Here is a 2,094-nt window from a genome sequence, read left to right on the forward strand (position 1 = left end):
CCTACACCGACATCGCGCGCACCGACGTCCCGGCATCCCTCCAGGCGGTCCTGGCCCGCTCGATGAGCCGCGACCCGCGCCGGCGATACGCGTCGGCGCGCGAGTTCGCCGAGGCTCTGCGGGGCGTGCAGGCCGAGCTCGGCATCTCGCCGACCCCGCTCGAGATCGCCGCTGACGGCTGGTCGGCCGCCTCCGCGCCGGTCGACTTCTCCGACACCGAGCTGCGCGGCCCGACGCGCAGCAGGGTCGAACGCCCCGAGCGCCGCAAGCCCCGCCCCCGCACGGGCATGGCCGGGCTCGTCCGAGATGAGGACACCGAATTCACCGGGCCGGAGCAGCCGCGCACAGTGCTGCCCTGGGTGATCGGCGCGGCGATCGCCGCCGTCATCGCGGTCGCCGCCCTTCTGACGGCGCTGCTGGCGACGGGAGTGCTCTGATGCGCCGACGCACCCTCGCGGGGCTGATCGCGGCGGTCGCCGCGGTGGCTCTGGTCGCCGGGGTGAGCGTGGTCTGGCCCGGGCTGGACGCGCAGAAGACCGACAAGACCGACACGTCGGTGTGGGCGCTGCAGACCGCGGACGGGCGGCGCTACGCCCGCGTCAACACGACGATCGGCGAGCTGGACACGGTGCGCGATGTCAGCAATCCGAGTGAGGTCGCGCAGAGCGCCGACGGCGCGTACCTGTTCTCGGACAGCTACAGCAAGCTCAGCCGCATCGATGCGGCGCTGCCGTCCGACCTCGACGAGGAGACGCTGCGCTCCTCGCCCTCCACTCCGGCCGGCACCACCGACGTCGTCACGGCCGAGGACCACGTCGCCTATCTCACCGACTCGGGCGCGGTCTTCTTCGGCCGGCTGTCGTCGGGGGAGGCGACCCAGCTCGATCCGTTCCCCTCGGACGACGAGGACGCCCCGCAGTACACCTCCGATGCGATCGCGCTCGACACGCGCGGAATGCTGTTCAGCTACTCCAGCGCCGACGGCTCGGTGCTCCGCTACGACCTCCGCGCCCGGGAGGTGCGCTCCCGCGACCCGCTCGCCGTGGAGGGGATCGCGGCTCCGTCGGTCTCGGCGGCGGGCGATGCGTGGGCGGTGGTCGACGGGTCCGACGGCGACGTGTGGATCAGGGGAGCGGATGCCGCCGTCTCGACGCCGACGACGGGCTCGGTCATCGTCGGCCAGCCTGATCCGACGGGCACCGCGGTCTATCTGGCCGACGAGACGGCGCTCGTGACCGTTCCGGTGGACGGGTCCGCAATCACGACCGAGGTCGGCACCGGGGCGAGCGTGCTCGGCACCCCGGCTCGCCCGACCGTGCACGACGGCGAGGTGTTCGCCGCCTGGCTGCCTCGAGGGACGCAGGACGGGGTGCTCTGGAGCTCCCGCACCGGCCAGTCCATGCTCGACTACGGCGGGGGAACGCTGCCCGACCAGCGACGGCCCACATTCGTCGCGAGCGACGACGCGGTCATCCTGAACGAGACCCGGACGGGCTGGGTGTGGACGGTGCCGGACGGCGCCCTGGTCCCCTCCAGCCAGAACTGGTCGCTCGATGACCGCACGAACCCCGATGCCGCGCAGAGCGAGGAGCAGCTGAGCGTCGTCCTTGACCCCGAGCCCCCGGTCGCCGTCCCCGATGCGTTCGGCGTGCGCGCGGCGAGCCTGGCGACCCTGCCCGTGCTCATGAACGACCACGACCCGAACGAGGACGTGCTGAGCATCGACCCGGCATCGGTGACGGGCCTGGATCCGCGCTTCGGCACGGTCTCGATCACCGACGACTCGCAGCGCCTCACCGTGGCCGTCGCTCCCGGCGCGTCCGGCTCGGCGACCTTCTCGTATGCCGTGACCGACGGCACCGCCGAGAGCGGGCTGCGGTCCGCTCCGGCCTCGGTCACCCTCACCGTCTCGACCGGGGATGCCGCGCCGCAGTGGTGCGGCGTGGAGGCATGCCTCGTCCCCTGGCCGGCGCCCGAGGTGGCGCGCGGCGGAACGATCACCGTCCCGGTGCTGCCCGGCTGGGTCGACCCGGACGGCGATCCGCTTCTGCTGCTGTCGGTGCAGAACCCCTCGGGCGTGGGCATCGTCGCCGC

At 73.2% G+C, this 2,094-nt stretch carries 1 protein-coding gene and 1 pseudogene; both read left to right on the forward strand.

Translation table 11 applies throughout. The features are described from left to right. Positions 1-437 (forward strand): annotated as a pseudogene (locus tag QZV84_RS10485) (serine/threonine protein kinase); the annotation flags it as partial. Continuing rightward, the coding region (locus tag QZV84_RS10490; RefSeq protein WP_292829205.1) for an Ig-like domain-containing protein at positions 437-2,094 on the forward strand (1,658 nt) is incomplete at its 3' end. The pseudogene QZV84_RS10485 and the gene QZV84_RS10490, both read left to right, overlap by 1 nt.

Source organism: Microbacterium sp., assembly GCF_011620715.1.
GTDB lineage: Bacteria > Actinomycetota > Actinomycetes > Actinomycetales > Microbacteriaceae > Microbacterium.